At 75.0% G+C, this 24,004-nt stretch carries 11 protein-coding genes; 5 read left to right on the top strand and 6 right to left on the bottom strand.

Annotated features, from left to right (window positions below):
* Positions 1-121: 121 nt before the first annotated feature.
* Positions 122-1,516 (top strand): OmpA family protein, encoded by a 1,395-nt coding sequence (locus ACIBQ8_RS04020; RefSeq protein WP_397191001.1) that lies wholly within the window; start codon positions 122-124, stop codon positions 1,514-1,516.
* A gap of 133 nt (positions 1,517-1,649) precedes the next feature.
* On the top strand, positions 1,650-2,468 hold the full coding sequence (locus ACIBQ8_RS04015) for a universal stress protein (RefSeq protein WP_397191000.1): 819 nt from the start codon (positions 1,650-1,652) through the stop codon (positions 2,466-2,468).
* A 127-nt stretch (positions 2,469-2,595) separates the two neighbouring features.
* Here the strand turns inward: ACIBQ8_RS04015 and ACIBQ8_RS04010 are convergent, their stop codons facing one another.
* Positions 2,596-3,186, bottom strand: coding sequence for a CBS domain-containing protein (locus tag ACIBQ8_RS04010; protein ID WP_397190999.1), 591 nt, complete (start codon positions 3,184-3,186; stop codon positions 2,596-2,598).
* A gap of 260 nt (positions 3,187-3,446) precedes the next feature.
* Here ACIBQ8_RS04010 and ACIBQ8_RS04005 point away from each other — a divergent pair, with 260 nt between their 5' ends.
* Entirely contained in the window at positions 3,447-3,659 is a 213-nt protein-coding gene (locus tag ACIBQ8_RS04005) for a PLDc N-terminal domain-containing protein (RefSeq protein ID WP_397168890.1), read from the top strand.
* Positions 3,660-3,819: 160 nt separating this feature from the next.
* Here ACIBQ8_RS04005 and ACIBQ8_RS04000 read toward each other — a convergent pair whose 3' ends face one another.
* Both ACIBQ8_RS04000 and ACIBQ8_RS03995 read right to left on the bottom strand, forming a co-directional pair.
* Positions 3,820-5,016, bottom strand: coding sequence for a serine hydrolase domain-containing protein (locus ACIBQ8_RS04000; RefSeq protein ID WP_397190998.1), 1,197 nt, complete (start codon positions 5,014-5,016; stop codon positions 3,820-3,822).
* 34 nt (positions 5,017-5,050) lie between these two features.
* Entirely contained in the window at positions 5,051-6,544 is a 1,494-nt protein-coding gene (locus tag ACIBQ8_RS03995) for a serine hydrolase domain-containing protein (RefSeq protein WP_397190997.1), read from the bottom strand.
* A 233-nt stretch (positions 6,545-6,777) separates the two neighbouring features.
* On the opposite strand from ACIBQ8_RS03995, the gene ACIBQ8_RS03990 reads away from it, so the two are divergent.
* A complete protein-coding gene (locus ACIBQ8_RS03990) occupies positions 6,778-7,980 on the top strand; it encodes a helix-turn-helix domain-containing protein (protein ID WP_397190996.1) in 1,203 nt (400 codons plus the stop codon).
* Between the two features lie 62 nt (positions 7,981-8,042).
* Positions 8,043-8,906 carry a YwqG family protein gene (locus ACIBQ8_RS03985; RefSeq protein WP_397190995.1) on the top strand — a complete coding sequence of 288 codons (864 nt, stop codon included), beginning with the start codon at positions 8,043-8,045 and terminating at the stop codon, positions 8,904-8,906.
* Between the two features lie 17 nt (positions 8,907-8,923).
* Here ACIBQ8_RS03985 and ACIBQ8_RS03980 read toward each other — a convergent pair whose 3' ends face one another.
* From ACIBQ8_RS03980 to ACIBQ8_RS03970, 3 genes are read right to left on the bottom strand one after another with little or no spacing between them, the layout of a single operon-like run.
* Positions 8,924-10,150, bottom strand: a complete 1,227-nt coding sequence (locus ACIBQ8_RS03980; protein ID WP_397168883.1) for an MFS transporter — start codon at positions 10,148-10,150, stop codon at positions 8,924-8,926.
* Positions 10,151-10,170: 20 nt separating this feature from the next.
* The gene (locus tag ACIBQ8_RS03975) at positions 10,171-11,472 is read right to left on the bottom strand and encodes a serine hydrolase domain-containing protein (RefSeq protein WP_397190994.1); all 1,302 of its coding nucleotides are present in this window, start codon (positions 11,470-11,472) and stop codon (positions 10,171-10,173) included.
* 1 nt (position 11,473) lies between these two features.
* The gene (locus ACIBQ8_RS03970; RefSeq protein ID WP_397190993.1) at positions 11,474-23,791 is read right to left on the bottom strand and encodes an amino acid adenylation domain-containing protein; all 12,318 of its coding nucleotides are present in this window, start codon (positions 23,789-23,791) and stop codon (positions 11,474-11,476) included.
* Positions 23,792-24,004: the final 213 nt, after the last annotated feature.

The raw sequence follows: 24,004 nt of genomic DNA, 5'->3' as shown, positions 1-24,004 counted from the left end.
GGGAGGGACGTTGCGCTCTGTCGCTGTGCTCGCTGTCGCGCTGCTGACCGTCTCGTGCGGATCATCCCAGGTGGGACCCGCGAAGCAGGCGACCGCTCCGCCGAAGCCACAGCCGCCGGCCGTGTACGCCGTGGAAGGGCTGGCCGGGTGGGACGTCCCCGAGCCGTTCCGGGTCGAGGTCAAGGCCGTCGAGCGCCGTCCCAGGCTGACGATCCTGCGCATGGTGATCACCAACCCCACCCGGAAGCCCCAGACCGGTCACTTCGCCAGTGACCGGCTGCGGGCGGACTTCGCCGACTTCCGGCTGCTCGACGCGGTCAACGGCAGGCACTACACGCCGCTCCGTGAGAACGACCGTGACGGCCAGGTGTTCGGCACGCGGCACGGCAGCTTCACCGACGACTTCGAGCCGGGCGTGCCGCACCCGGTGGAGATCTATTTCCCGCCCTTGCCGCCCGAGACGAAGACCGTCACGGTCGCGCCGACGACGCAGATGGGCCCCCTGACCGGGATCCCCGTCACGCAGGGCGCCGCGGACCCGGTCTCGAAGCCGGGCGACCCGTGGCAGGTCGTGGCGCCCCAAGGCCAGATCTGGGAAGGCGCCTGGGACGTCGAAGAGCTGGTCGAGACCCCCGAACGGACCACCAAGCAGGACGGGAGCACCGAGACGATCGGCCTGCGCACCGACGTCCTGTTCGCCTTCGACAAGGCCACGCTCAACCCGAAGGCCACCGCCGTCCTCGACGAGGTCGTCGAGGAGACCCGCCGCCGCGCCGACCCGGCCAAGCCGCCCGTGATCGTCACCGGCCACACCGACAGCAAGGGCGACGACTCCTACAATCAGCAGCTTTCCGTACGGCGAGCGGAATCGGTCACCCGGTACCTCCAGGCCAAGCTCGGCACCGACTACCAGTACAAGACGGACGGCAAGGGCGAAACCCAGCCCGTCGCCCCGAACGAGCAGCCGGGCGGCGCGGACAACCCCGAGGGCCGCGCGCTCAACCGCCGCGTCGACATCTCGTACACGATCAAGCAGGAGAAGCCGGGCGCCACGACCACCGAGCCGGCCGTCGGCGACGTGCGCGGTTCCGTGCTGCCGCCCGCGCCGTTCCGCGCGAGTCCCGGTGAGGCGGTGACGAGCTTCGAGCACGGCGGGAAGTACAAGGTCGACGTGCTGCCCGCCTTCCGTGACGGCGCCTACCTGGTGATCAGCTTCGACGTCACCGCCCTGGTGGACAACGTCCCGATCCCGGGACCGTTCGAGGGGTGGGTGAACGACTTCGTCCAGCCGTCCAGCTACGGGGCCATCACCGTCGTGGACCCGGCGACCCAGGCGCGCTACTTCCCGATCCGCTGGGCGGAGAACCAGATCCACCACCTCGCCGAGGGGCAGAAGGGCCGGGCCTACGTCTACTTCCCGGCGCCGCCCGACGACAGGACGTCGATCACTCTGCAGGTCCAGGGCGGGCAGACCGTCCCCGAAGTGCCGATCGCGCGCTGGAACCAGCAGGAGTGACGGCGGGTCCGGCACGCAACGCCGGCCGCCCGTGATCCCGGAGAGGCCCAAAGGCCCTCTCTGCTGAGGCCCTTCGACCGTGGAGCCGGGAACCGGTCCCGGCGTGTCCTTGGTGGAGACACAGGGAGGGCACATGATTCTCGTCGGAGTGGACGGTTCGCAGGCCGGGCTGGAGGCCGTCGCCTGGGCCGCGCGAGAGGCGGCCTTGCGCGACCTGCCGCTGCTGGTGGCGCATGCCATGCCGCGGTGGGCGTACGAGACGGGGGCCGGCCCCTACGCCGAGGTCGGCGCGTGGATGCGCCAGGGCGGCAGAAGCGTGCTGGAGTCGGCCGAGGCACGGGCGCGGCGGGAAGAGCCGAAGATCGCCGTGGACACCACGTTCCTGCCCGACGATCCGCGCACCGCGCTCATCGCCGCCGCGGACAGCGCCGAGCTGCTGGTCGTCGGCAACCACGGGGTCGGCGGCTTCCGGGGGATGCTCCTCGGATCGGTCGCCTACGGCGTGGCGGGGCACGCGCCCTGCGACGTCGTGGTGGTCCGCGAGCAGCCCCTGCCGCCCCAGGAGGAGGTCGTGGCCGGTGTGGACGGCTCGCCCGCTTCCCACGGGGTGCTGGAGTTCGCCTTCAAGGAGGCGCGGCTGCGAGGGGCGCGCCTGCGCGTCGTGCACGCCAGGACCGCCGCGCATCCCGGCCGGTTCGACCCCGCGGAGCTTCCGGACACGCCGGGCCCGGTGGGCCCCCTCGCCGGGCGGTATCCGGACGTCGCGCTCGTCGAGGAGCAGGTGCACGGCCACCCCGTCGAGGTGCTGCGCCAGGCGGCGATCCGCGCCGGCCTGCTGGTGGTCGGCTCGCACGGACACCGCGCGTTCGCCGGGACGGTCCTCGGCTCGGTCACCCATGAACTGCTCCATCGGGCGCCGGGCCCGCTGGCCGTGGTCAGGAGCGTCCGGTGAACGCCGGCGCGGCCTCGCACGGCAGGTGATCCGCATCCGGCCGGCGGTCGTCACCGGTTTCGGACGGGTTGTCGCCGTCGTGGAGCCGCGCTCAGGTGCGTCCGGCGGCGTGGACGGCGGACGCCGCCTAGCTGCGCCTGCCCACATACCCGGACAGTGTGACGATGCCGTCGTGGACCTCGACGACGACCCCGCCGTCGCGGCCTTCCCCTCCGGCTTGCGGCTGGATGCCCTCGGCGACGCGGCGTCTGGTCTCGTCGTCGTCCCGCAGGTACATCCGCAGCAGGTCCCGCCTGCTGAGGAGGCCCTTCAACCGGCCCTCGGCGTCGGTCACGACCAGCCGCTTGACGCCGCTCTCGTCCATCATCCGCGCGGCCCTGACCGTGGAGGCGGTCGCGGGGACGGTCACGGCGGGAGCGGTCATCAGGTCGGCGGCGGTGTGCCCGCCGGCCTTCCCGTCGCCTTGCCTGGTGACGCGTCGGCGCAGCCGCGCGCGCAGCGGCGGGTGGTGGCTCTCGCCGCAGTACTGCTCGCGGAACTCCTCCTTGCGCATGAGGTCCCCTTCGGAGACCACGCCGATGACGCGATCGTCGGCGTCCACCACCGGGACGGCGCTGATCCCGTTCCGCACCAGGACGTCGGCCACGTCCTTGAACGGGGTGTCGGCTCCCACCGCCGTAACCTGGGTGGTCATCACGTCTCTCACGACGGTTCGCATGGTGTCCCTCCTGTCGGCTCTCCCCTCCATGCCATCGGCTCGCATGGTGGCGGCGTAGGGGCGGAAGGCCTTGGCCAGGCGGACTTTGGGAATCGGCCTGCTTCGGCGAGGAGCACCGCACTTCGCCGCCGGCGATCGTGACGGGCGTCGGCGGACCTGTCAGGGTCCGAAGTCCCGCGGACTCGCGACCTTCTGCTCGGGCGCTCCCGCGCGGACGCCGTCATCCTGGTGCCGAAGGACTGAGAGAGAGGAGCCGGTCGATGCGATGGAACGAGCTGTCGAACAGGCAGCGGAGCTGGCTGCTGGTGCTGGCGTCCGCGGAGTTCGCGGCCACGACGGCCGCGGCGGTGGATCTCTGGTTCCGGCCCAGGGCGGACGTCAGGGGGCGCAAGGGACTGTGGTGGCCGGCGATCTTCGTGCAGCCGGTCGGCCCCCTCGCCTACCTCCTGTGGGGACGGCGCCGCCGGTCGTGATCCCCACCTGGAAGGCGCTGGACAGACCCGTCCGGTGAACCCGGTCCTCGGCCGGCTGCTCCGTACGCCGAGCCGCGGAGCCCTGTCCGGCGAGACCTCCAGGGACGGCTCCGGCGCCGCCCGCACCGCGCTCACCGGCGGCGACTCGCCGTGCGGCCGGTCAACCCTGGTCGGCGGAGCCGGCCGGCGTGTCGCAGAACTCCTGCCTGACGAGGGCGTCCACGAGCGGCAGGAAGTTTTTCACCGGGCCTCTGGTGGCCGAGTCCACCCAGGTCACCGAGGCGGTCAGGGTCTTGCTGCCGTCGGGCGAGCTGTACATCAGCGCCCCGTAGCCGTGCGGCGGGCTGCCGTTGTGCTGGTAGACGGTGCCGCAGCCGGGGCCCAGGTCCTGCGCCCAGACGCCGAGGCCGTAGTCCTGCTCGGGGAGCGGCGTGGGGATCGTCGTACGCATCTCGGCCAGCAGTTCGGCGGGCAGGAGCCGGCCGCCGTTCAGCGCGGAGAAGAACGTGGTCAGGTCCTGTGTGGTGGAGATCAGGTCACCGGCGCCGGTCAGCAGGGACAGGTTCTGGCGGGAGAGGTCGATCACGCGGTCCTTGTACCGGTAGTAGCCGTGGGCGTGGGGCCCGGGGAGTGCCGTCGTGCGGTTGCCCGCCGCGAGGGTGCCGCGCAGTCCGAGCGGGCCGGTGATGCGCCGCTTCAGCTCGGTGGCGTAGGAGTGGCCGGTGATCTTCTCGATCATCAGCTGCGCCACCGTGTAGTTGGTGTTGGAGTAGCTCCACTGCGTCCCGGGTTCGAAGCGCGGCTGCTTGGACAGGGCCAGGCGTACCAGTTCCTCGGGCTCGTAGCTCCTGAACCGGTTGGGCACCCAATCGTCCCCGTTGGCGGGGATCCCGGGCTCGTCGATCGTCCCGTCGGGCTTGTACTCGCCGGTGTAGTTGAAGATCCCGCTGGTGTGGCGGAGCAGCATCCGTACGGTGATCCGCTCGTCCAGCCCGTAGCCGGGCAGGTAGGCGGCGACGGGTCTGTCCAGGTCGATCCTGCCCTCGGCCGCCAGTTGCAGCACCATGGTCGCGGTGAAGGTCTTGACGATGCTGCCCGTCCAGAAGCTCCCGTCGGCCGGGGGCGCGGCGGCCGATCCCAGTTTGCGCACTCCGGCGCCGGCGGCCCATTCGCCCTGCTGATCGCGTACGCGTAGCTGGATCCCGGTGAAACCGGCGGCGACGAAGGCGTTCATCGCCTTGCGCAGCTCCGGGCGATCCTTTCCGGCGGGGGTGGCCATGGCGGGGGCGGCGGTTCCCGCCAGCACCGCCGTCGCGAGCGCCGCGAGGGTTACGCGTCGGATGGTCGTCGTGTTCATGATGTCCTCGTTTCCGGGGTCTTGGTCGCTGTTGTCAGTTCGTGATCCGGCCGTCGCCGAACACCGCGTCCACGAGCCGCTGTGCCGCCTGCTGGAAGGCCGCCGCCTTGGACAGGCCGGCGTCGTCCACGTAGGTCACCGAGGCGGTCATCGTCCTGCCGCCGTCGGGCGTGCTGTACATCAGGGCCGCGGAGCCGGCCATGCCGCCGTTGTGGTGGTAGACGGTGCCGCCGCGCTCGCCGAGGTCCTGCTCGAAGATCCCCAGGCCGTAGCCGATCTTCGGGTCCGGCTTGCGCATCTCGGCCAGCAGCTCGGCGGGCAGCAGCCGGCCGCCGTTCAGCGCGGCGAAGAACGTGTGCAGGTCCTGGGTGGTGGAGATCATGTCGCCGCCGGCGGAGATCCACGAGGGGTTCTGGCGGGTGACGTCCACCGTGTGCTCCTGGCCGCCGTCCTCGTACCGGTAGTAGCTGTGGGCGTGCGGCCCGGTGATCTCCGTCGAGGTGCCCGGCGCCTCGGTGCCCGTCAGCCCCAGCGGGCCGGCGATCAGCCGCTGCAGTTCCTGGGCGAACGAGCGGCCCGTGACCCGCTCGATCACCAGCCTGGCCAGCACGTAGTTGGTGTTGGCGTAGCTCCAGTCCGCGCCCGGCTCGAAGCGCGCCGGCTTGGACAGCGCCAGCCGGACCAGCTCCTCGGGCTGGTGGGTGTGGAACCGGCCCTCCACCCATTCCTTGCCCGACCAGGCGATGCCCGGCGCGAACGTCCCGTCCTCGTAGTACTCGCCGGTGTGGTTGAAGATCCCGCTGGTGTGCTGCAGCAGCATCCGTACGGTGATCCGCTCGTCCAGCCCGAACTCGGGCAGGTAGCCGTTCACCGGGCCGTCCAGCCCGATCCTGCCCTCGGCCACGAGCTGGAGCACCACGGTCGCGACGAACGTCTTGGTGGAGCTGCCGACCCGGAACCGTCCGTCCGCCGGCGGCTTGTCCGGCGAGCCCAGCTCGCGCACCCCGGCGGTGCCGACCCACTCGCCGCGCTCGTCGTTCACCCGCAGCTGCATCCCGGTGGCCACCCCGGCCTCGACGAACGCCTGCATGGCCCTGTCCAGTTCGGGGCGATCCCGCCCGGTCGCGGTGCTCGCCGCGAGGGCCGCGCTTATCTTGCGGGCCATCTCGGTCATGGTGGGGCTGGGCCTTCCCTCGGTGGCCGCCTCGACGGCGACCAGGACGGTCCGGCGGAAGTTGTCGGCCTCGGCCGGGGCCACCTCCTTGAGCAGGCCCATGGAGGCGTTCAGGGCGGGCAGCACCTGGTCGGCGAGCTCGGCCACGGTCCTGCCGTACTTCACGCCCTTGGGCGCCTTGGCCAGCACGTGCCCGACCGGGCCGGTCGCGGAGGTCAGGGCGACGGAGCCCGCGGCGGCGGCCTTGTGCGCCGAGCCGGCGGCACCGGCGGCCGACATCAGCGAGACGGCGCCCCAGGCGGCGGTGCGCAGGGTGAGCCGGTCCTGGTCGGTGAGGGCGAGGGTGGGGGACATGGCGGTGCTCCTTTGGGCTTCTTCTGGCTTGTCGGCGACGAGGGCCGTCGGCGACGACAGGAACGTTACGACTGTTGCCACGACTTTGGCAAGTATTTGCCAAATGAATTGCCAAGTCGGCGGCGAGCAGGCAGCGCCCCTGGCAAGAACTTGTCCACATGGAGGCAAATGAGCTAACCTCGGGCGTGACCGCGCACGTCGGACGACGTCAACCGCTACCCGGGAGTTCGGAGATGCTCGAACAACCAGTGTTCGGCCGCCGGCTCAGGCAACTGAGGACCGAACGCGGCCTGACGCTCGCAGCTCTCGCGGGCGAGGGCATGTCCACCGGATACCTGTCCCGGCTGGAATCAGGGGCGCGCCAGCCCACCGAACGGGCCGTCACGCACCTGGCCGCACAGCTCGGCATCAGCCCCGCCGAACTCACCCGGTCCACCGCCACCTCCCTGGCGGAGAGCCTGACCCTGGCCACCGGCCTGAGCCAGGACGAAGGCGGCCAGGCCCTCAGCGACGCCCTGAAGACCTCCGGCGGGGAGGACCCCCTGCTGCGCTGGCAGGCCCTCTGGCAGGTCGCCGAATGGCGCCAGTGGCGTCAGGAGTACGCCGAGCAGCGGGCCTGCCTCGACGAGCTGGTCACGCTCAGCGCGCAGATCGGGCTGCCCGAGCTGCAGTCCAGAGTGCTGGCCGCGCTGTCGCGCTGCATGCGCAGCACCGGAGAGATCGCCGGCGCCGTCGATGCCGCGACCCGCGCCCACGAGCTGGCCGTCCGCGAGTCGCTGCCCGCCCGCGTGCGGGTCTCCACGCTGCTGGCCCTGGTGTCGGCGCTGGGCGAGGCGGGTCGGCTTCCCGACGCCGCCCGGCACGCCGACGAACTGCTCGCGCTGGCGGACCAGGTCTCGGGAGCGCTGTGGGCCCAGGCCGTGTGGACGGTGGCCAACGTCCGGCTCCGCCAGGGCGACCTCGACACCGGCGCTGAGCTGATGAACCAGGCCGTCGACGGCTTCGACGGCCGTGACGACCTGACGCTCTGGATGCGTCTGCGCCTCGGCGCGGCCCGGCTCGACCTCAGGGCCGATCCGCCCAGGACGGAGTCCGCCCGGCGGCGGGTCGCGGAAGTGCAGGCCGCGTTGCCGTTCGCGGGCGCCCCCACCATCGAGCAGCAACTGCTGGCCGTGCGCGCCCGGATCGCCGTCCTCACCGGCGACCTCGACGAGGCCCGCACGGTCCTCGACCGGCTGACCGGCTTCGACGACCTGCTCACCTACCAGGAGCGGATGCGGCTCGACGTCCTGCGCCACCGCGTCCTGCTCCTGGAGGGCGAGCAGGACACGGCGCTCGCCGGGCTGCGCAAGCTCGCCGAGCAGGCCCAGCAGAGCGGCAACATGGACCTGGCCGCCGACATCTGGCGGCTCGTCGCCGAATCCCTGACCAAGTAGGGCGCGGGGCCGGCGTCCGGTGGACGGCGCGGGTGTCGGTGACGCGCTCCATCATGACTGTCATGACTGATGACCGGTACTCCCGGCTCGCTGCCGAGCACCTGCCCGCCGACCTCGCCGAGCGGTGGATCGCACTGCTGCGTCCATGCGTCCGCCTGCGCCGGGCCGCGCATGGCGAGCGGGCCGTCGCAGCCCTCGGCGGGGAGCCGGACCTGCCGGCCGGGACGGTCTGGCCCGAGTGGCCGGGGCACGGCCCGCTGTCCTTCATCGCGTCGGTGCGGTGCGCGACGCTCCCGCGCGCCGGGCTGACCGCCGCCTTCCCGCAGGACGGGACCCTGCTGTTCTTCTTCTTCGACGGCCAGGGTGACGAGGGCGACGACGGCTCGTTCGTCTCGCCCCACGACCCCGGGACGTGGGCCGGTGCCCAGGTGCTGTACGTCCCGGAGGGCACGCCGGTCCGCCGGGCCGGAACGCCCGCGGGGCTGGAACCGTACCCGCGCGTGGAGCTGGCCGCGGGCGTGGAGGAGAGCGCCCCTGACGTGTGGCTGCCCCAGGTCAGGCAAGCCCTGCTGGGCGACGGCGGGCACTGGCCCGGCCCTCGTGACACGCCCGCCCGGCTCCGGCCGTTCCTGCGCGCCTTCCAGCGGCTGCGCACCCGCATCGGCCACCAGCTCGGCGGCCACGCCGTGCCGGTGCAGGGCCCGGTGGAGTACGAGATCGCGAAGGCGGCACTCGGAGGCGGTCACTCGTGGGGCGCCCCGGCCCTGGACCGGGAAGCCGGGGGCTGGGTGCTGCTCGCCCAGTTCGACAGCGACGGCGACGCGAAGATGAGCTGGGGGGACACCGGCGCCCTCTACTGGCTGATCCGCCCTGAACACCTCGCCGCCCGCCGCTTCGACCAGGCCAGGGTCACCGTGCAGTGCTAGCGCCGCCGCCGCTGCGGTCAGGGGCGGGTGGTGGGGAAGCGGCGGAGCGTCGGGCTGAGCGTGGTCGCGGTCGCCACGAGGGCGAGCGCGGCGGCGCAGGCCAGGATGCCGCCGGTCCCCGCCGTGACCAGCGCGCCGCCGAGCAGCGGCCCGAGCGCCGCCGCGCCGCCGCCGCACAGCCCGGTGACGCCCGTCAGCCGGCCGCGCAGCGCGTCCGGGGTGACGGTGATCTGGTACGTCAGGATCGTGGTGTTGGCCAGCGGGACGAAGAACGCGGCGCAGCCGAGCAGCAGCCCGAGCGGCAGACCGCTCGGCACGACGGCCATCAGCGCCGTCAGCGCGGCGGTGACCCAGGAGAAGCCCACGATCACGACCGGCGCGGGCAGCGCCGCGTGCAGCCGGTCGGCCAGCGCGGCGCCGAGCAGCCCGCCCGCCCCCATGCACGCCATGCTCAGCCCGATCACCCCGGCGCCCACCTGGTCCTCGTGGGACGTCGCCAGCACGATGATGATCAGCGCGGTGAAGACCAGGTTGGACACGAGCATCCACAGCAGCGTCGTCCTGATGACGCGCCGGCCCAGCACCCACCGCAACCCGGCCACGAGATCGCCGCCCGGCCCCCGCTCCTCCCCGGCCGGCTCCGGCCGCGCGGGCAGCCGCAGGAAGAGCAGCGCGACGGAGGAGCAGGCGAGCATGACGGCGTCCACCACGAACGGGATCGCCCGCTGCACGGCGAACAGGAAGCCGGCCAGCGCCGGCCCCACCAGGGTCGCGATGAACGGCCGCGCGGTGTTGGCCGCCACCGCCCGCGAGAGCTGCGAGGCCGGCACCACCTGCGGCAGCGCGGCCTGCTCCGCGGGCTCGAACGCGGCCCCGAGCAGGCCGTCGAGGAGTGCCACCAGCAGGATGTGCGGGAAGGAGTAGGCGTCCAGCCAGACGGCGGCGGCGACGGAGGCCATGGCCAGCGCCCGCCCGGTCTGGCAGACCAGCAGGGTGCGCCTGCGGTCCCAGCGGTCGGCGATCACCCCGGCGGGCAGGTTGGCGATCATGTGACCGGCCGCCACCACCGACGAGGCCAGCCCGGCCTCCAGGGCGGAGCCGGACATGGCCAGGATCAGCAGCGGGATCGCGATGAAGTTGATCTCGTTGCCCAGTTCGGAGAGGAACTGCCCGCTCCACAGCGTGGCGTAGCTCCTGTTGCGCGACAGCGGCGCGGGCGCGGCCGCCACAGCGGAATCCTTCATGGTCGACGCGTTCCTCCCGCTCAGGACCCGGGCGGCAGGCGGCGGGCCAGCCGTCCGGTCACTTGGATCAGGTCGATCCGGCCGCCGCCGCCGATGAAGCGGCCGGCGTGGGCGGTGCGGCCCCGGGGCGGCGGCTCGCCGACGGCGAACACCAGGCCGGGGAAGCAGGTGATCGCTCCCGTGGACCGCAGGCTCAGGCCGCCCGCGCCGTCCTCGCTCACCTCGAACCTGGCCGCTCCGTTGGCGTAGGTGCCCGCGCAGCCGGGCGGACCCGGCACCGGCGGGCCCGGATCGGCCAGCGGGCGGTGGTCGCCCACCTCGACGCCCGCCGCCGCCAGCCGGTCGACCAGGTCGCGCCACACGGCCAGGCCGGTGTTGGCGTTCGTGGTCAGCGCGACGACCGTGCCGCTCACGGGGTCGGCGCGCAGATGGCAGGAGGTGCCCTCGCCGGTGCCGTCGTGGCCGAACCACTCGGCGCCGTCGCGGCGGTGGAGCGCCCAGCCGAGGCCCCAGCCGTCCGCCATGCCGTACGGGCCGATCGCGGCCCCGGCGAGCCGGTCGGCGCGCAGCCGCAGCAGCGTGTCGCCGCCGAGCAGCGCGGGCAGGGACGGGTCCCCCAGATGCAGGCGGGCGAAGGCGACCAGGTCGGCGGCGCTCAGCGCCAGCGCGCCGTCCGGCGCCTCGACGGGCGAGCCCTCCTCCTCCACCGCCACCACCACGTCCCTGGACGGGTGCACGCTGTGGCCGGACGCCGCCCGCCGGGCCGTCGGCGGGCCCGCCACGAACGCGGGCGTGATCTCCAGCGGGGCCAGCAGCAGGTCCTCCACCGCCTCCCACCACGTCATCCCGGTGACGGACTCGATCAGGTGGCCGGTGAGGACGTACCCGGCGTTGGAGTAGGAGAAGGCGGCTCCGATGCCCGGCCAGGCGGGTGCGCAGTGCTCCTCGGCCCAGGCCCGCCTGCTGGGCGCGCGGTCGGCGTCCTCGGCGTTGGCGGCCAGGCCGGCGGTGTGGCTGAGCAGCCGGGCCAGCGTGAGTTCGGCGGCGGCCGGGCCCAGCTCGGGCAGCGGCCCGGCGAGCGGCGTGCCGAAACCGACGTCGCCGTCGTCGGCCAGCATGGCGGCCAGCGTCGCGGTGAACGGCTTCGTCAGCGAGCCCAGCGGGAACGCGGTGCCGGACGTCACCGGTGGGCCGCCCGGCGTCTCGACGCCGTACTCGGCGGTCGTCGTCCGGCCGCCGCGGTGGACGGCGAGCTGGGCGCCCGGGACGCGGTGCCCGCGCGCCAGCTCGGCGAGCAGGCCCGGCAGGTCGAGGCGGTCCATGTCACCCCTCCCGGCCGGGGCTCGCGGCGCGGCGCGGCCCCGGGTGGCGGGCCAGCGTGCGCAGGGCGGTCAGGAAGTCCGCCAGGAGACGGTCCACGGTGGCCCGGTCGTGCAGGTTCCGCGAGTGGTACCAGTCGAAGGACAACCGGCCGTCCCGGATCGCGCCCACGACCTCCAGCAGGTGGTCGGCCCGTTCCAGCGGGCTCTGCTCGCGGCCGATCGGGTCGTGGAGGGCGTACAGGAGACCGCCGCCATGTTCGCCGCCATGTTCGCCGCCGTGGTCGCCGCCCGCGTCGGCCTGCCCGTGGTAGTTGAAGGACACCTGCGGGACGGGCCGCGACGCCAGCGCCGACCCGGCGGATCCCGGCGGGCCGAGGTGGCGCAGCAGGCCGTAGCCGAGCCCGTTGCCGGGGATCGCGCGAAGCTGCTCGCGCACCGACCGGACGATCTTCACCCAGTCGTCGCCGCCGGGCAGCGTGAGGGCCGCCGGGTACTCCGCGGTGAACCAGCCGACCGTCCTGCTCAGGTCGAGGTCGTCGAACAGCGGCTCGCGCCCGTGGCCCTCCATGTCGATCACGACCCGGTCCTCGCCGCTCCACCGGCTGAGCGTCCAGGCCAGGGCCGCGACCAGCAGCTCGTGGAGCCGTACGCGGAAGGCGGCCGGGGCGGCGCGGACCAGCGCGCGGGTCTCCTCAGGCGACAGCGCGCCGGACACGGCGGCGACCGAGCCGACCAGGTTGTCGCCGTCGCGGTCCACGGGCAGCGGCGGCGGGTCCGGCAGCCCGGTCCAGTACGCGGCCTCCAGGCCCGCCTCGTCCCCGGCGGCGTACCCGGCCAGCCTGGCCGCCCACGTGCCGAACGGCGTGGAGGCGGGGCCGAGGTCGATCGGCTCGCCGCCGGCGGCCTGCCGGTAGGCGGTCTCCAGGTCCTCGGTCAGGATCCGCCAGGAGACCGCGTCCACGACCAGGTGGTGGGCGGTGAGGTGCAGCCACGGCCGGTGGCCGGGGCCGGCGTCGAACAGCAGGGCCCGGCACAGGGGGCCGCGGGCCAGGTCGAAGCCCGCGTCCGCGGCGGCGGCCAGCTCGTCCATGGCGGCCAGCCGCTCGGCGTCCCCGGCCAGGTGCGTCAGGTCGTGCCGGGTGAGCGGCACCGGCGCGGTTCCGGCGGGGGCGACGTGCTGACGCCAGTCGTCGCCGTCCCGCTCGAAGCGGGCGCGCAGCGCGTCGTGCCGGTCGGCCAGCGCGGCCAGCGCGGCTCGCAGTGCCTCCTCCTCCACCGGGCCGGTCAGCTCGGCCAGCATGGACTGGTTGTAGTGGTGCGGGGCGACCCGGCGGCCGGTGAGGAACGCCCGCTGCACCGGCGTCAGCGGAACGGGCCCAGTGGTGGAGGGCGCGGCGTCGGTGATCGGGGAGGGGGCGGCGTCGCGGGCGACCGGGGCGAGTTCGGCGATCGTCTGGTGGAGGAAGAGGTCCTTGGCCGTGACGGCGATCCCGGCGCGCCTGGCCCTGGCCACCATCTGCATGCTGAGGATGGAGTCGCCGCCCAGGTCGAAGAAGTTGTCCTCGACCCCGACCGCCGCGGGCTCGACGCCCAGGACCTCCGCCCACACCTGGACCAGCGCCGACTCCACGCCGTCGCGCGGCGCGAGCCGGTCGTCCGCGCCCCCGGCCGAGGCGGACGGCCGCGGCAGGGCCCGCCGGTCCACCTTGCCGCTGCTGGTCAGCGGCAGCTCGTCCAGCGTCACGAAGAAGTGCGGCACCATGTAGCCGGGCAGCCGGCCGCGGGCGAAGTCGCGCAGCGCGGCGGGCTCGGGCACGGCCCCGGCCACCGGCACGACGTACGCGGCGATCCGCGGCACGCCCGGCCCGCTGTCGCTCCCGCCGCCGACCACCACGGCGGTCGCCTGGGCCACCTGCGGGTGTTCGCCGAGCACCGCCTCGATCTCGCCGGGCTCGATCCGGAACCCGCGCACCTTGACCTGGTCGTCGGTCCTGCCGAGGTACTCCAGCATCCCGTCGGGACGCCACCGCGCCAGGTCCCCGGTGCGGTACATGCGCCCGCCCGCCTCCTCGAACGGCCCGGCGACGAACCGTTCCGCGGTGAGCGCGGGCCGGCCGAGGTAGCCGCGGCCGAGCTGGTCACCGGCCAGGTACAGCTCCCCGGCCACCCCCACGGGCACCGGCCGGAGCCAGTCGTCCAGCACGTACGCGCGGGTGTTGCGCATCGGCCGGCCCACGACGGGCCGCTCGCTGTCGGACAGGCGGCAGTACAGGGTGTCCACCGTGCACTCGGTCGGACCGTAGTAGTTGTAGCCGGCGGTGTCCGGGGCCTCGCGCAGGTCGCGCCAGAGCGCCTCGCCCACCGCCTCGCCGCCCAGCATGACCACCGCAGGCCGGTGCCGGTCCCCGGTGAGCAGGCCGAGCGGGACGAGCTGCTCGGCGTAGGACGGCGTCAGGTCCAGCACGTCGATCCGGTGCCGGTCGATGTAGGACAGCAGCGCCTCCGGGTCGCGCCGCGTGAGGTCGTCGATCACGTGCAGCTCGTGGCCGTCGGCCAGCCACAGCACGCCCTCCAGCGAGGTGTCGAAGCTGAACGCCGCGGTGAGCCCCGCCCTGAGCCGCCCGCCGCCCGCCTCGGGGCGGATGAGACCGGCCCGGTGGTCGAGGAACAGGTTGGCCAGCCCGCGATGTTCGAGCACCACGCCCTTGGGGCGGCCGGTCGAGCCCGAGGTGTAGATCACGTACGCCGGGTGCTCGGGGCGCGGCGCGGGCCAGTCCGGCGGGCCGTCCGGCAGGCCGTCGAGCAGCGCGGGATCGTCCAGCATGATCAGCTCGCCGGGCACGGGCGGGCCGAAGGCCGCCTCCCGGTCGGTCAGGACGATCACCGGCGCGGCGTCGTCCAGCATGAACGACAGCCGTTCGTCCGGCAGGTCGGGGTCCAGCGGGAGGAAGGCGGCCCCGGCCTTGAGCACCGCCAGCAGGGCCACGACGGTCCGGTCGCCGCGCGAGCAGGCCAGGCCCACCAGGGTCTCGGGCCGGGCGCCGCGGGCGCGGAGCAGGCGGGCCAGGCGGTCGGCCCGGGCGTCCAGCTCGGCGAAGGTGTGCGTGCGGGCGCCGAAGACCAGCGCGGGACGGCCGGCGTCGGCGCGGGCCCGCTCGGCGAACAGGTCGGCGAACAGCGCGGGCGGCGCGGCGTCGCGCGTGTCGTTCCAGCCGGTCAGGACCTGCGCCCGCGCGGCGTCCGTCATGATCGGCAGGTCGGTCAGGAGGGCGCCGGGGTCGGCCGCGACGGCGTCGAGCAGGGTCGCCAGGTGCCCGGCCAGCCGGTCGGCGGTGGCGTGGTCGAACAGCGCGGTGCTGTAGCCGATGGCCGCCGTCAGCCGGCCGCCGTGCTCGTGGAAGTCGAACGTCAGGTCGTGGCTGACCTGGTCGGAGACGGCCGGCAGCGGCGCGGCGCGCAGCCCCGGCAGGTCGGGGTCGGCCGACGGCGTGTTGTCCAGCACCACCATGACGTCCACCAGCGGGTTCCTGCTCGGGTCCCGCTCGGGCCGCAGCAGCTCGACCAGCCGCTCGAACGGCACGTCCTCGTGCTCGAACGCCTCCAGCACGGTCGATCGCACGTCGGCCAGGAACGCGGCGAACGTCGAGGAGCCGCTGACCGTGGACCTGAGCACGACGGTGTTGACGAAGAACCCGACCAGCCCCTCCAGCTCGGCCCGGCCGCGGCCGGATGTCGCCGTGCCGACGGCGACGTCCCGCTGGCCGCAGATCCGGGAGAGCAGGACCTGCGTCACCGCGGTCAGCACCATGAACAGCGTGGCGTCGTGGGCGCGGGCCAGCGCCTTGAGCCGGTCCAGCGTCCCGGGCGCGACGTCGAGCAGGCGCATCGCGCCGTCGGGCACCCGCACCGGCGGGCGGGGCCGGTCGACCGGCAGCGCGAGCGGCGTGAGGCCGGCCAGCCGGCGTTCCCAGTAGCCGGGGTCGGACGGGTGCCGGCGCTGCCAGGAGGCGAAGTCGGCGTACCGCACCGGCAGCGGTGGCAGCTCGGCCCGCTCGCCCCGCAGCGCGGCGGCGTAGCAGGCGCCCAGCTCGGTGCCGAGCACGCCCATCGACCAGCCGTCGGTGGCGATGTGGTGCATGACCAGCGCCAGCGCGTGCTCGGTGGCGCCCAGCCGCACCAGCCTGGCCCGCAGCACGGGCCCGCGCCGCAGGTCGAACGGCCGGGACGCCTCCCGCCGCACGGCCTCGCGCATCGCCCGCTCGGGATCGCCGTCGCCGGACACGTCGGTCACCGGCAGGGGCGGCGGCGCGGGAGGCAGGATCGTCTGCGTGCCGCGGCCGTCCACGTCGCCGTAGACCGTGCGCAGCGCCTCGTGCCGCTCCACCAGCCGGTCGAGCGCGGCACGCAGCGCGGCCACGTCCAGCTCGCCGGACAGGCGCAGCCCGTACACGGTGTTGTACTCCGAGCCGCCGGGCTCGAACTCGCTGAGGAACCACAGCCGCTGCTGGGCGAAGGACAGCGGCAGGCCCGCGTCACCCGTGACCCGTTCGAGAGCGTCGGAGACCGAGGAGGGGGCGGCGGTGAGCGTGCCGGCGAAGGCGGCGATGGTGGGGGTGTCGAAGAGCTGGCGCGGCGAGGGGGCCGCGCCGAGCGCCGCGCGCACCCGCGAGATCACCCGGATGCTGAGGATGGAGTCGCCGCCGAGGTCGAAGAAGTCGTCCTCGACGCCCACGTCGGCCACGTCCAGGCCGAGCACCTCGGCCCAGATCCCGGCCAGCAGCGACTCGGTGGCGTTCCGCGGGGCGACCCGGGGCACGGCCGCGTCGAGCGGCCCGTCGGGCACGGGCAGCGCCCGCCGGTCCAGGGTGCCGCCCGCGGTCAGCGGCAGGGCGTCCAGCCGGGCGAACGCCGACGGCACCGCCTGCGCGGGCACCCGCGCGGCCAGGAACGCGCGCAGCTCGGCCGGGCCGGGGGCGTCCGCGCCCGCCGGCACGACGTAGCCGACCAGCCGCGTCCGCCCCGCCTCGTCCCGGTGCCCGGCCGCCGCGGCGGCGGCCACCCCGGGATGGGCGGCCAGCGCGGCCTCCACCTCGCCCAGCTCCACCCGGAACCCGCGCACCTTGATCTGGTCGTCGGCGCGCCCGACGATCTCCAGCTCGCCGTCGGCCCGCCAGCGGCCCAGGTCGCCGGTGCGGTACACGCGCTCCCCGGACGCGTCGCGCACGAACCGGCTCGCGGTCAGCTCGGGCCGCCCCCAGTAACCGCGCGCGACCCCGTCCCCGGCGACGCAGATCTCGCCGGTGACGCCCACGGGCACCGGCCGCAGCCCGGCGTCGAGCACGTGCACGCGGGTGTTGGCGAACGGCCGCCCGATCGGCGCGTACGGCCCCTGCCCCATGGGCGCCGCGCCGAGCTGGAACACCGTCGAGTCCACGGTGGTCTCCGTCGCGCCGTAGGCGTTGACCACGATCGTCCCGGGCGCCAGGCGGGCCGGCACCCGCTCGGCCTCGGCCACCGGCCAGCCCTCCGAGCCGACCATCAGCACCCGCAGCGCCTCCGGCCGCCGGCCCGTGCGCTCCAGCTCCTCGCTCACCGCCGCCGCCAGCGACGGCACGGTCACCATGAGCTGCGCCCGGCTGCTCACCAGCAGGTCGGCCATCGCCCGCGGGTCGCCGACGCGGTCGGCCGGGCAGATCACCATCTCGCCGCCGAACATCGCCGACAGCAGGAAGTCGCCGAAGAACAGGTCGACCGACTGGCTGGAGACCGCCAGGCAGCGCGGCCGGGTCCCGGCCAGGCCGTAGCGGGCGTCCCAGGCGTGGGTCATGTGGTGGACGTTGCGGTGCTCGACCATCACGCCCTTGGGCCGTCCGGTGGAGCCGGAGGTGTAGATCACGTACGCCAGGTCGTCCGGCCCGACGTCCACCCGGGGCGGCCCGGCGGGGGCGGCGGCCAGGGCGGCGTCGTCCAGCAGGAGGGCAGGCGTCCCGCCCAGCCGGTCGAGCAGCGCCGGACGGGTGACCACGAGCGGCGCGGCGCAGTCGGCCAGCATGGTCGCCAGCAGGGCCGCCGGGTAGTCCGGGTCGAGCGGCACGAAGGCCGCCCCCGACTTCAGCACGCCGAGCAGCGCGGCCACGGCGTCCACGCCGCGTTCGAGGCAGACGCCGACCAGCGTGCCCGGCCGCGCCCCTCGCTCGATCAGCAGGTGCGCCAGCCGGTCGGCCCGCCCGTCCAGCTCGGCGAAGGTCAGGCTGTCGGCGCCGCAGCTCACGGCGGTGTCGCCGGGGGTGCGCGCGGCCTGCTCGGCGAACAGCTCGTGCACCGGGCGGGGGTCGGGGAAGCGCGCCGCGGTGTCGTTCCAGGCGGCGAGCTGCCGGCGCTCGGCGGCGGTGAGCACCGGCAGGTCCGACGTCCGCCGGGCGGTGCCGTCGGCGAGCGCGTCGAGCAGCACCTCCAGGCGGCCCAGCAGCCGGGCCGCGGTGGCCTCGTCGAGCAGCGCCGGGTCGTAGTCGGCGGCGAGGGTCAGCTCCTCGCCCGCGTGCGCGGTGATCATGAGCGGGTAGTTGCTGCGCTCGTCGCCGAGGTGTTCCAGCACCCGTACGCCGTGCCCGCCGCGCCGGCCCTCGGGGTAGTTCTCGAACACCAGGACGCTGTCGAACATGGGCACGCCGCCCGGCAGGTCCGCGCACCGGTGGACCTGGGCGGGGGACAGGTAGTCGTACTGGCGGCACTCGGCCTGGCGATCCTGGAGCCGGCGCAGCCAGTCGAACACCTCGGCCTCGCCGTCCACCTCGACCCGGACGGGCAGCATGTTGATGAACAGCCCCACGATCGACTCGGCGTCCCGCAGCCCGGCGGGGCGGCCGGAGACGGTGGCGCCGAAGCACACGTCGCGCTCCCCGGCGTGGCGCGACAGCAGGATCGCCCACGCGCCCTGGAGCAGCGTGTTCACCGTCAGCCGGGCGTTCCTGGCCCGCTCGTACAGGCGGGCGGAGCGGTCGGCGGGCAGGCTCACCCGTACGGCGGCGGTCGAGCGCGACCGGTGCGTCCGCGCCGGAGGCCGGTCATAGGGGATCGGCGTCGGCGCGGTGAACCCGGCCAGCTCCCGCCGCCAGTGCCGCTCGGCCGCCGCCAGGTCCTGCCGCCCGAGCCATTCCACGTAGTCCCGGTACGGCCTGCGCACCGGCGCCGGCCGGCCCGCGTACCGCTCGAACACCTGGGTCAGCACCTGGGCCGCGCTCCAGCCGTCGAGCATGAGGTGGTGCGCGGTCCAGAAGACCCGCACCCGGGTGTCGGTCAGGCGGGCCACGACCAGCCGGGCCAGCGGCGCGACGGCCAGGTCGAGGCGGCGTCCGGCGCGGGCCGCCCACAGCCGCTCGGTCTCGGCCAGCCGCCCGGCCTCCGGCAGCGCGCGCCAGTCGTGCTGCTCGACCGGGAGCCGCACGCCGCGCCGCACGACCTGCACCGGCTCGGGCACGTCCTGCCAGACGATCGCCGTGCGCAGCGCCGGGACGTCGTCGGTGACCTCCTGCCAGGCCCGCGCCAGCCGCTCGGGGTCGTCCACGCCGTCGAGCAGGAGGCTGAAGTGGGAGGTGTAGGTGTCGGTGGCGGGGTCGGCCAGCGAGTGGAACAGCAGGCCGCCCTGCAGCGGCGTGAGCGGGTAGACGTCCTCGACCGAGCGGCCGTCGCCGGCGACGCGGTCCACGGCGGCCTGGTCGAGCCGGGCGAGCGGGAAGTCGGAGGGGGTGCAGCCGCCCGCGCCGGGCTCCGCGCAGTGCTCGACGATCTCCGCCAGCGCCGCCGCCGTCCGCTCGGCCAGGGCTGCCACGGTCGGCTCCCGATGCCGCCGGCACGAGTACGACCAGCGCATCTCCAGCCGGTCGCCGCGCACCACGGCGTTGACCTCCAGCAGGTGGGCGCGCTCCTGGCGCGGGTCGCGCTCGGTGCCCTCGGGCGTGGGCAGCATGCCGCGCGAGTCCATCCGGCCCAGGTAGTTGAAGGCCACCTCGGGCTGCCGGTCGTCGCGCAGCTCGGCCCCGGCGGGGGACAGGTGGCGCAGCGCGCCGTACCCGAGGCCGCGCAGCGGGACCGCCCTGATCTGTTCCTTGACGGAGCGGAGCAGGTCGCCCCAGCCGCCGTCCGGGAGCTCCAGCACCAGGGGGGAGACGGTGGTGAACCAGCCGGCCGTGCGCGACAGGTCCACGCCGGGGAACAGCTCCTCGCGTCCGTGGCCCTCCAGCTCGACCAGCACGCGGGCGCCGCCCGTCCAGTCGGCCAGCACGCGGCCGAGCGCGCCGAGCAGCACCTCGTCGATCCGCGTCCGGTAGACCTCGGGCACCTCGCGCAGCAGGCGGCGGGTGAGGGCGGCGTCCAGCGTGGTCGTCACCGTCCGCAGGTCGCCGGCGAGGTTGCCGCCCGTGGCGTCGTCCACGGGCAGCGCGGGCGCCCCGGCGGCCAGCTCGCGCACCCGCCGCCAGTGGTCCAGCTCGTGGTCGAAGCCGCCGGCCGCCGCGTGGTCGCGCAGGCGCAGCGCCCACTCGCGGAAGGACGTCGTCCGCGGGCCCAGCCGGATCGGCTCGCCGGCGGCGGCCTGGCGGCAGGCGACCTCCAGGTCCGACAGCAGGACGCGCCACGACACGCCGTCCACGACCAGGTGGTGGGCGGCCAGGAACAGCCGCCGGGGGCCGTCGCCGGTGAACAGCAGGGCCTTGATCAGCGGTCCGCGGTCGAGTTCGAAGGCGGTCTGCGCCTCGACGGCCGCGCGGTGGGCGTGCCCGGCGCGCTCGTCCTCGGGCAGGCCGGACAGGTCGACGCGGCGCAGCACCCGGGCGGGCTCGGCGGCGGCGTTGTGCTGCCGCCAGCCGTCGCCGTCGCGCTCCAGCCGCAGGCGCAGCGCGTCGTGCCGCTCGATCAGGGCCGCCAGCGCCGCCTCGATGGCGTCCTCGCCGGCCTCCTCGGGCGGTTCCAGCGCGACCGCCTGGTTGAAGCGGGGCAGGCTGTCGGCCAGGTTCTCCAGGAACCAGTGCTGGATCGGCGTGAGCGGCACCTCGCCGCTCACCGGGCCGTCGTCGGCGTCCCGGTCGCCCGGCAGGCCGCCCGGCAGGCCGCCCGGCAGGTCGTCGGGCAGCTCGGCGGCCAGGTCGGCGACGGTCTGGCGGAGGAACATCAGGCGCGGCGTCAGCGCCAGCCCGGCCGCCTGCGCCCCGGCGACGACCTGGAGCCCGAGGATGGAGTCGCCGCCCAGGTCGAAGAAGTTGTCGTGCACGCCCACGCGCTCGACGCCGAGGACCCGCGCCCACACCTCGGCCAGCACGCGCTCGGCCGGGGTGCGCGGCTCGGCGTACTCCTCGCCGCTGTGGCGGGCGCCGGTCGGCGCGGGCAGGGCCCGCCGGTCCACCTTGCCGCTGTGGGTGAGCGGCAGGGCGGGCAGCAGCATGAACGCCGTCGGCACCATGTGCTCGGGCAGCCGCCGCCGCAGCGCCTCGCGCAGCCCGGCGGGGTCCGCGCCGCCCTCGGCCGGTACGACGTAGCCCACCAGCCGCCTGGTCCCGTTCGCGTCCTCCTTGACCGCGACGGCGGCGGCGACCACGGACGGCTGCCCGGCCAGCGCGGCCTCGACCTCGCCCGGCTCGATCCGGAACCCGCGCAGCTTGACCTGGTCGTCGGTGCGGCCGGCGTGCTCCAGCCGCCCGTTCGCCAGCCAGCGCGCCCGGTCCCCGGTGCGGTACATGCGGCTGCCCGGCGGCCCGTACGGGTCGGCCACGAACCGCCCGCCGGTCAGGCCGGGCCGGTTCAGGTACCCCCTGGCCAGGCGCGTGCCGCCGAGGTACAGCTCGCCCGGCACGCCGATGGGCGCGGGCCTGAGCCGCTCGTCCAGCACGTACGCCCGGATGCTCGGGAAGGGCCGCCCGATGGGGACCGGGCCCGGGTCGGCGTCCGCCGGGGTCAGCGGCTCGCTCAGCGTGGCGCCGACCATGGTCTCCGTGGGCCCGTACCCGTTGAACACGCGCCGCCCCGGCGACCAGGCGCGCACCAGCTCCGGCGGGCACGTCTCGCCCGCCACCACCACGACCGCGCCGCGCGGCACGCCGTCCTCGGGCAGCGTCGCCAGCGCGGTGGGCGGCAGCGTGAGGTGGGTGACCCGCTCGCGGGCGATCAGCCCGGCCAGCGGCGCGCCCGGCGGGCGCTCGTCGTCGGCGGCGACCACGAGCGTGCCCCCGGACAGCAGGGCGAGCACCAGCTCCCAGAAGGCGCCGTCGAAGGAGAGCGAGGCGAACTGCAGGACCCGCGCGCCCGGTCCGGCGTCCATGCGCTCGCGCTGGAGGCGGACCATGTCGTGCACGCCCTCGTGCGTGACCACCACGGCCTTGGGCCGGCCGGTGGAGCCGGAGGTGTAGATCACGTAGGCGGGGTTCTCCGGCCGCGCGGCCGGGACCGGGACGCCGGTGGGCGGCCCGGCCGGCGCGGGGTCGTCCGGCTCGACGTACGGCAGGCCGGCGGGCAGCGCGGACGCGCTCTCGCCGGTGGCCACCGCCAGCACCGGACGGGTGTCGCCGACCATGGCCGCGATCCGCTCCGCCGGCTGCCCGACGTCCACCGGCAGGTACGCGGCCCCCGCCTTGAGCACCGCCAGCACCGCCACCACCATGTCGAGCGACCGGGGCAGCGCCACCGCGACGTACCGCTCGGGCCCCGCGCCCCTGGCGGCCAGCAGCCGGGCCAGCCGGTCGGCGCGCTCGTCCAGCTCGCCGTAGCTGAGCGAGCGGCCGGCGCACACCACGGCCTCGGCTTCCGGCCGGGCCGCCACCTGCTCGGCGAACAGCCGGGTCACCGTCAGCGGTTCCGGCCCGGCGCCGGTCCCGGGCCACAACGAGGTCAGCAGCCGGTGCTCGGCGCGGCCGAGCAGCGGGACGCCGGCCAGCGGCCGTCCGGGGGCCGCCGAGATCCCGGCGAGCAGGCGCACCAGGTGGGCGGTCATCCGCTCGGCGGTGTCCGGCCCGTACAGGCTCGTGTTGTAGGCCAGGCTCCCGGCCAGGCCGCCGTCCCGCTCGGTGAAGTCGAACGACAGGTCCATGCTCGCGGCCAGCACGGGCGGCGGCAGCTCGGTGACCCGCAGGCCGCGGAAGGCGGCCGTGCCGGGCGGCAGGTTGCGCAGGTTGACCGCCACCTCCGTCAGCGGCGGGCGGCTCGGGTCGCGTTCCGGGCGCAGCGCCTCCACCAGCCGCTGGAACGGCACCCGGTCGTGGGCGAACGCGTCCAGCACCGTCGTGCGGGTGCGGTCCAGCAGCTCCTCGAACGGGCGCGACTCGTCCACCTCGCCGCGCAGCACCAGCGTGTTGACGAAGAAGCCGACCAGGTTCTCCGTCTCGACCCGGTCCCGGCCGGACACGACGGTGGCCACGGCCACGTCCGGACGGCCGGTGTAGCGGGCCAGCAGCGCGTGCACGGCGGCGACCAGCGTCATGAAGAGCGTGGCGCCGGCCCGCTCGCCGATCTCCCGCAGCCGCCCGGTGACGTCCGCCGGCACCTCGAACGCGCACGCAGCCCCGGCCGAGCTCCTGACCGGCGGGCGCGGCCGGTCCGTCGGCAGGTCCATGGGGGCCAGCCGGTCCAGCCTGCGCCGCCAGTACGCGAGCTGCTCGGCGGCCTGCGGCCCCGAGGCCCGCTCCCGCTGCCAGGCGCTGACGTCGGCGTAGCTCACCGGCAGCGGCGGCAGGCCGGCGGGCGGGCCGCCGGCGGCCTCGGCGTACAGGGCGGCCAGGTCGTCGAGCAGCACCCGCGAGGACCAGCCGTCGGTGACGATGTGGTGGGCGTGGGCGGTCAGCACGTGCTCGCGCGGGCCGAGCCGGATCAGCCGGGCCCGGAACACCGGCCCCACGCGCAGGTCCACGGGCCGGCGGGCCTCCTCCTCCAGCAGGCGGTCCAGCTCGCCGGGACGCTCCGACAGGTCCGTCACCGGCAGCGGCACCGGGGCGGCGGGCATGACCCGCTGCGTGCCGCGCCCGTCCACGGACCCGAACGTGGTGCGCAGGGTCTCGTGCCGGGCCACCACCCGGGTGAGCGCGGTCCGCAGCGCGGGCACGTCCAGCTCGCCCCTCAGCCGTACGGCCAGCGGCACCAGGTAGTCCACGGCGTCCGGGTCCAGCTCGTACATGAACCAGAGCCGCTCCTGGGCGGGGGAGAGCGGGACCGGGCCGGTGGTGTCCGTGCGCGGGATCGGCTCGGCGGCCGACCGGCCGGCCAGCCTGCGCAGCATCTGGTCACGGAGGTGTTCCGGCAGTGCCGCGATCCGCTCGTCCCGCTGGGAAGAGATATGCATCGGGGTGTCTCCAAGCCCTCCGGTCGACGGTCGGCCGCCCGCGCCTGGATAACGTTTCGATGAACTGCGGTAAGCGCGCGGCCCGGCCCTCGCGGGCGTCGTCCGAGGCCGCCCGCCGCCTCACCTTGATGGTGTCAACGGCCGCCCGGACGCTCCAGAGCATTGAACCGACGGCTAAAGAACCAGGTCACAGGCGGGTACGGGGGGCGGGTG

Origin of the sequence: Nonomuraea sp. NPDC049646 (assembly GCF_044465525.1) — a bacterium.
Lineage (GTDB): Bacteria > Actinomycetota > Actinomycetes > Streptosporangiales > Streptosporangiaceae > Nonomuraea.
Note: the sequence above shows the minus strand (reverse complement) of the source record. Positions and strands in the feature narration are given on the sequence as shown.